General features: G+C 67.5%; 4 protein-coding genes. 1 reads left to right on the top strand and 3 read right to left on the bottom strand.

Annotated elements, in window-relative coordinates; genetic code table 11:
- Positions 1-157: 157 nt before the first annotated feature.
- Entirely contained in the window at positions 158-1,027 is an 870-nt protein-coding gene (locus tag ACZ4Z5_RS33125; RefSeq protein WP_468269958.1) for a recombinase family protein, read from the bottom strand.
- A gap of 176 nt (positions 1,028-1,203) precedes the next feature.
- A complete protein-coding gene (locus ACZ4Z5_RS33120) occupies positions 1,204-1,851 on the bottom strand; it encodes a TetR/AcrR family transcriptional regulator (RefSeq protein ID WP_468269956.1) in 648 nt (215 codons plus the stop codon).
- A gap of 55 nt (positions 1,852-1,906) precedes the next feature.
- On the opposite strand from ACZ4Z5_RS33120, the gene ACZ4Z5_RS33115 reads away from it, so the two are divergent.
- Entirely contained in the window at positions 1,907-2,779 is an 873-nt protein-coding gene (locus ACZ4Z5_RS33115; RefSeq protein WP_468269954.1) for an SDR family NAD(P)-dependent oxidoreductase, read from the top strand.
- Positions 2,780-2,878: 99 nt separating this feature from the next.
- On the opposite strand, the gene ACZ4Z5_RS33110 is transcribed toward ACZ4Z5_RS33115, so the two are convergent.
- On the bottom strand, positions 2,879-6,100 hold the full coding sequence (locus ACZ4Z5_RS33110; RefSeq protein ID WP_468269952.1) for a Tn3 family transposase: 3,222 nt from the start codon (positions 6,098-6,100) through the stop codon (positions 2,879-2,881).
- Positions 6,101-6,326 lie beyond the last annotated feature (226 nt).

Genomic DNA, 6,326 nt, shown 5'->3' with positions numbered 1-6,326 from the left:
TGGCTTTCTGGCGTCTGCTGGTTGGTTTGGTGGGTGGGACCAGTGTGACGGCGGGAGTGGGTGGTCGCGGCGGGTTGCGGTGGTGGGTGTGTTTGGGGTGTGACCGAGATACGCGTCAAAGGGGCAACGGGATGATCTTGAAGCCCTGACGGGTCTTCTACGGTGCCGAGACCATGGCAGCCTGTTCGTCGTGCTCGCGCAGCATCCGCATCACGGTTGCTGGTGACGGATGCTGGCCCTTCTTCTTGCCGGTGGTGATGACGAGCCGCTTGGCCATGTCGCGCAGGCTCATCTCCTGTTCCCGCAGGTGCAGAGCCATGGACAGCATGGATTCGTCTGCGACGCTGGCGCCGCCGATGGTCTTGCCGCGCTTGCGGGCGGACTCGTGGCCTTCGAGCGTGCGGTCGCGGATGTACTCGCGCTCCATCCCGGACATGGCCGCGAGGACGGTGAACACGATGCCGGACGGGTCGTGCGAGCCCTTCAGTTCTCCAGTGAGGAACTCCAGACCGACGTCGCTCACCTTCAGTTCCTCGGCGAGCATGGCGAGTTCGATGCCGCGACCGAGTCGTTTGTGCTCGTGGACGACGAGGGTGACGGCGACGCCGGAGGAGCGGATCTCCCCGGCGAGCTTCACGGCGGCCTCCAGCTCGGGGCGCCGGGTGGCGCGGGTGGAGATCTTCTCCGAGAAGACCCGGGTGACCCCGGCCTTGGCGAGGGAGTCGAGTTGCGCGTCGAGGGACTGTCGGGCGGTCGAGGCGCGTGCGTAGCCGAGGCGGACGTGGCCGACCGGTTCGGCGCTGGCGCTCACCGGCCGGGGCAGCTCCGTCCATGCCGAACCCGGCTTGCGTACCGCGGGGGTCGGCGCGCTGAGCGCCTTGGCGAGTTGGGGCACGAGGCGGAAGCGGGCGGTGTGGTACTGGATGGCCACCTTGCCTTTGCCGGTCCGGCACGGGGAGCCCGCGGGGGCGGCGCAGGTGGACATCGGGCAGTCGTGCGATTCCACGCGCTTGAAGTCGTCGCTCACGCCCTGGAGCGTTTCATGAGGGTGTTTCAGGAGTCCAGTCGTTTGCAACAACTCATGAAACATGATTGCCGCAGGTGGACAGCCGGGCGAGTGGGTGTTTCACGAGCGACCACCCATGAAACGCCTCACCCGCCAGGCAGGGCGGGGAGTCTGCTGTCGACGGGGCGTGGGCGTTGCTATGTCGTTTCGCCGGTGTCCGCGACCAGGCGGACGAGGGTGTCGACGAGCTCGTCGGCGCTGGTGCGCCACGTGTCCTCGCCGAGGTGGCCGCTGAGTTCCATGTCTGCGATGCCGTGAGCGCCGGCCAGTAGCAGGGCTCCGTAGTGGCGTGCGTTACGGTCCCCTACGAGGGAGGCGACGATGGCCAGGAACTCGTCCTGAAAGCGCACTGAGGCACGGATAGCTGCGGCGGGGTCGCCTTCCGGTCCGCAGAGCTGGCGCATGACGCGGTCGAGCCCTTCACCGCGCTCTCCCGGACCGTGCCCGGGCCGCTTGAACAACAACTGGTACCTGTACGGCTGGTCCCGGCCGACGCCGATGAGGGCGCGGAGAGCGCCGCACAGCTTCTCGGAGGCCGGCAGGGCTGGGTCGGTCCGCAGGGCGTGCATCTGGTCGCCGATCCGTTCCCAGCTCTCGGTCGCGATGGCATCCAGCAGGCTGTCCTTGCCAGTGAAGTGCCGGTACGGCGCTCCCCGCGTCACGCCTGCCCGCGCGCCGATCTCACGCAGGGTGACGGCTTCGGGGCCGCCGAGGTCAAGGAGCTCGGCGGCCGCGTCGAGCAGAGCGCGGCGGGTGAGGGCGGCGGATTCCGCACGGGTGGCCATGGCGCCCATCGTACATTCAGTTGACGATGTCATCTGAATTGGTAACGTAGCTCAGGTGACAACGTCATCTGAACCCCAGAAGCTGATCGTCGTAACTGGCGCCTCCACGGGCATGGGCGCGGCGGCCGCCCGCGAACTGGCCCGTCAGGGATTCCACGTCCTTGCTGGCGTGCGACGCGTCCGTGACGCCGACTCCATCCGATCGACTGGCATCGAGCCGGTCATCCTCGACATCACCAAGCCTGAGCAGGTGGAGGCACTCGCCGCGCGGGTCGCCGGCGACTCGCGCGCGCTGCACGCGCTCGTGAACAACGCCGGCATCCAGGTGAACGCCGCGGTCGAAGCCCTGCCACTCGCGGAGTGGCGGCGGGTGTTCGAAGTCAACCTGTTCGGCCACATCGCCGTCACTCAGGCGCTCCTGCCCGCACTGCTGCGCAGCAAGGGCCGCGTGATCAACATCAGCTCGGTCGGCGGCACGGCCGCCATGGCCACATACGGCGCGTACGCCGGCACGAAGTTCGCCCTGGAGGCGGTCAGCGACTCGCTCCGCCGTGAGGTCGCGCCGCTGGGCGTACAGGTGGTCGTGGTCCAGCCCGGCGGTGTCCGCACGGAGATGGCCGCCCGCGGGGTCCAGGCGGCGAACGATCTGGCCGTCCGGATGACGCCGGAGCAGGACGAGCGCTACGGCAGCCTGGTCCAGGCGAACAACAAACTGATGGCCACGGGCACCGCATCGGGCCTGACCGCTGACGCCGCCGCCCGGGTCATCGCGAAGGCCGTGACAACCCGCAAGCCGCGCACCCGCTACACCGCCGGCCGGGACGCCGCCCTGATCACCCGCCTGGTCCGGATCCTGCCCGACCGCACGCTCGACCGCATCCTCGCCGCCAACCTGCGCCGCCACTACCCGAAGGGAGCCGTCGCTTGACGAGGACTCCACACCCAGCTCCGCCCCCTGTCGTGGTGCGGCCACCGATGAGTTCACAGCCGACGGAATCCCGCGCGCCTGCCGCCCGGCTTCGCCTGATCAGGCGGCTGTTCCGAAGCCCTCGGCGTGCAGGTCCTGGTGGCGGAGCTGGGTGAAGTCGACGTCGAGTTTCGGGTCGTACGCCTCGGGCTGGATACCGAGTTCGTGGGTGGAGTACTCGCCGAACCGTTTGATGTGCTCGGTCAGGTACGGCGAGATGTGCGCCAAGTCCTCCGGATCGATCTCCCATCCCTCCTCCAGCAGCTGCCGCACGATCTCCGCGATGTCCAGGGCGTTGTGGAAGATCACCGCGTTCGTGAGCAGCGCGTTGAACTTCATCGCCTTCTCCTGCTCGACCGGGTCGTTGTCGGCGATGACGCCGCGGTTGCCGAAGCCGATCCACTGGGAGAACCGGTTGAACGACTCCACCTTGTTCGTCGCCGCGGTCACCCGTCGGCGCAGCGGCGCGTCCGAGAGGTAGCGCAGCAGCTGGACAGTGCGAATCACACGGCCGACCTCGCGGAAGGCGGCGTAGGTGGCGTTCTTCCGCGACCCCGAGCGCAGGCGCTTGAGCAGCGTGGAGGAGGAGATGGTGCCTTCGCGTACGGAGACGGCGACCCGCATCAGGTGCCGGAACTGGGACTCGATCAGGTCAAAGTCGATGACGTGCTTGCCCGGCTCGCCGAACAGGGCGTCGATGTGCACGTACTCCGTCTGCTTGGAGGGCCGGTAGAAGGTCAGTTCCTTCCAGTTCCTGATCCTAGGCATCAAGTCGAAGCCCAGCAGGTGGGCGAGCGCAAAGACAGGGAAGCTCTGGCCCTGCGTATCCGCGTGCACCGTGGTCGGCTGTACCTCGCTGGTGTTCTTCAGCAGGCCCTCGATGATGTAGACGGCCTCCCACACCCCGCACGGGATGAAGTGCGTGAACAGCGCGATGTACGTATCCGAGACGTGGTGGTAGGCGATCCCGCCCGGCTTGCCGTACCTGACGCTCGTCTCGGAGAGCAGGTTGTCGAGATACGTGTCCATGTGGGTGCCGTCCGCCGCCACCGCGGTCCCGTCGCCCCACGCCTGCGAGATGTCCAGGCGGGCGTGCGCGTTGACGAGGTCCGCGACGGCTTCGTTGAGCAGCGCGATGGAGAAGTGCTTGTTGGCGACGTACGACAGCTCGTGCCCGGATACGCCGGGGATGTGTCGGGCGGCCTCGTACGGGCCCATGTTGGTGCTTTTGACGAAGGTGACGATCACGTAGCGGCCCAAGGGGTCGGTGAGCTTGGGCTCGTTGCCCGACGGCGGGCCGAACCGGCGCCACCACTCCACCCAGTACGCGGTCCTCGCCACGATCCCCATCAGGGACCGCTCCGGCATCCTCGCCTTGATCTCCTGCTCCAGCCGCTTCGCCGAGGGCCGCTGACCGTCGGCCCGGTACGCCTTCAGCGACGGGATGCCCGTCTCCGGATCGATGACCAGGCCCTCGTTCTCCGGGTACCCGGCGTCCGCCGCCGCGGCGGCGCCTCGCAACTTGTCCTCCAGCTGCCGGCGGAAGAACGCCGCGTCGAACTCGGCGCTCTCGCCCGGCTCGGCGAGGCCCACCTCCACCAGATAGGACCCCAGCGTCTCCTGGACGACCTCCCAGTCCAGCAGCTGCTCGGACCAGTCGGCGTACTCCTCCGAGCCGACCACCGCGACGTCGCCGGTACGCAGCTCCTCCGCCAGCGCGGTGAAGACCATCGCCTCGAAGTGCTTGCGCACGAACTGCCCGGTCCGTGTCTTGTCGATCACGGCCTTGCGCCAGTTCTGGGTGGCGAAGGAGATGTCGACCTCCTTGCCCTCCTCGTTGAAGGCGGTGATGTACTCGCCGCGGGCCGACTGGTGCCGCTGGGCGTGTGCGAGCGCGTCCAGCACCCTGCTGTCCTCGCTGGTCGCGGTGAACTTCAGGTTCTCGGCCCCGGCCAGGTCGAACATCACCGCCCGGTCCCGGCCGATCTGCCCGTACAGCAGGACTTCCCAGAAGTTGCCGTGGTGGGCAGAGACCTTCTCGATCTGCTCGTACTGCTTGGCGAACCCACCGAAGCCCTCCACCGCCCGCGTGACCGCACCCAACCCGCCGGCCTGCACCATCTGGGCCTTCACCAGGGCGATCACTGCCGGGGAGACCCTTCCCTCCAGCCGCTTCGCGACCTCGTCCACCGACGCCTCCTCGTCCAGGCCCTCCAGCGCCTGGCGGGTCTCGGCGGTCATGGCCGCGGCCTTCGTGAGCGCCTCCTGGGCCGGGCCGCCCTCGTCGATGTGCTTGAGCACGGTGCGGTAGTTCCCGATCAGAGCCTCGACGATCTCCCGCTCGGCGAGCCGGATCTCCTCCAGCTCCGCTTTCGCCTTCTTGATCTTCGTAGCCACGCGCTTGCAGAACATCGTCGCGAGGTCGTCCCGCACCCGCATCCTCGCCTTGTGCGTCAAGGCCGCGACCAGCGCGATGCGTTTGACGGGGACGAAGTCCCGGAGCTCCGAGGCGTCCGCCGCGTCCGCTTCTCCGGCGAAGTCGGTGATCTTCCCAGCGGCGACGCCGTCCATCCACACATCGGTGTCGCCGAGACCGTCCAGCCATTCCAGACGCTTGGTCAGGTTCTTGAAGTGCGACCAGGTCGGGCCCTTGGCGGGCTTCTTCAGCCGGTTGAACAGCGTCGTTCCGTCGCTGTCGCGTTCCTCCAGTAACCGCATGAGCCCTGCCCGCTGAGCGGCGCTCATGCGGTCGTGGATCCCTGTACGGATCGAAGCGTTCACCTCGGTGCGGATCTTCGAAGCCATCTTGTCGAAGGTGGAGAACCCAGGCAGCTCCAGCCCGGCCTCCACTACCTTCTCCAGCGCGATGTTGATCAGATCCGCCGGGCGGTTCTTCGCCGCGGCCTCCTTGCGGATCGACTGCTCGACGATCCCCCGGGCCTTGGCCTGGTCGTACGTCACGCCGACCCGCTTGCGGACCAGACCACGGTGATGCTTGGCCGTCCGCTCCGCCCGGTAGACCGGTAACGTACCCTCCGGCAGTTCCACCGCCCGCCGTACGAAGTCCACCACCATCTCCGGAACGTCCTCCAGCGCCGGGAAACACCCCATGCGCCGGTACGACTTCAGCATCAGAAGCAGGGCCAGCAGGTGCTCATCGCAGTCCGTGGCATCGGTCGCCCACTGAAGCTCATCGCGCGTCGGTGAGAAGAAGAGATGCAGCTCGTGCGCGGTGATCAGCCGCTTGAACCGCGGATACGCGGTCCGCTCGATCGAAGTCACAACCCACCCCAGGCCCCAGACGACGCTCAACATCACCACCAACGACACTGAGCCGAACGGGTGACGGGCCGGGCGCTCAGGGCTTCAAGATCATCCCGTTGCCCCTTTGACGCATATCTCGGTCACACCCCTGTTTGAGGTGCCAGTTGGTCATCTTGCGTTTGATGACGCGGGGGTTGGAGCGTTGTCTGCGGGGTGGCAGGAGTCTTTCCAGCAGCTCACGGAT

The organism is Streptomyces sp. NPDC030222, assembly GCF_055573115.1.
The sequence above is the reverse complement of the archived record's forward strand: the minus strand, read 5'-3'. Positions and strand labels throughout refer to the sequence as shown.

What these genes read in the sequence shown, in the direction of transcription:
- ACZ4Z5_RS33120 (WP_468269956.1), bottom strand. Translation starts at nt 1,851, where the DNA reads ATGGCCACCCGTGCGGAATCCGCCGCCCTCACCCGCCGCGCTCTGCTC.